General features: G+C 75.3%; 1 protein-coding gene. It reads left to right on the plus strand.

The genetic code is table 11. The features are described from left to right. A partial coding sequence (locus AC1DKN_RS20980; RefSeq protein WP_476872405.1) for a DUF222 domain-containing protein occupies positions 1-912 on the plus strand: 912 nt, incomplete at both ends.

Raw genomic sequence — 912 nt, forward strand, 5'->3', positions numbered from 1 at the left:
CGCGCAGGCAACCAGGTTCCTGGCGCCGCCGGCGCCGTCACCGCGGGACCGTGCCGTACAGGAGATGGCACTGGTGGCCGAGGTCGCCTGTGTCCTGACCGTCAGCGAACGCGCCGCCGCGGCCCTCCTCGCCGAATCCCGGGCCCTGATGTCGGCGCTGCCGCTGACCCTGGCCGCCCTTGAGTCCGGGGCGATCTCCTGGGCCCACGCACGGATCATCGTGGACGAAACCAGCAGCCTGGATGCGGCCGGGGCGGCCGGGCTCGAAGCGCACTTCCTGGACCCTGCCGCGCCGAACCCGGCCCGCGGCTGCCCGGCCGGGGACCTCGTTCCGTCCCGGTTCAGGGCCAAGGCCCGCGCCTGGCGCGAACGCCACCACCCCGCCGGCATCGAGGAACGCCACACCACGAGCGCCGCGGACCGGCGGGTCGAGTACACCCCGGACCGGGACGGCATGGCCTGGCTTTCCGCCCACCTTCCGGCCGATACCGCCGCCGGGATCTGGGACCGGACCACCGCCGCGGCCCGCGCCCTCCAGGGCCCGGACGAGTCCCGGACCCTGACCCAGCTCCGCGCCGACATCACCGCCATCTGGCTCCTCACCACCGGCACGCCCGGCGGCGGAACAAACGGTGGAACGGCCGACGGCGGCAACGGCACCGGCACGGGGGCGGAAGCTCGTGCGGGGGCGGGTGGGCTTGTTCCGGTCCCGCGTGCGCAGGTCCTGGTCACCGTCCCGGTCCTGTCCCTGCTCGGCGCCACAGACGAACCGGCCGTCCTGGACGGGCACGGGCCGATCCCGCCCTCGATGGCCCGCCGCCTCATCGCCGAGGGCGCCGGTTCCTTCCACCGCGTCCTGACCGACCCCCGGGACGGCGCCCCGCTCGAAATCGGCCGGACCAGCTACCGGCT

The sequence above is a fragment of the Arthrobacter sp. 01N444 genome, from assembly GCF_056399305.1.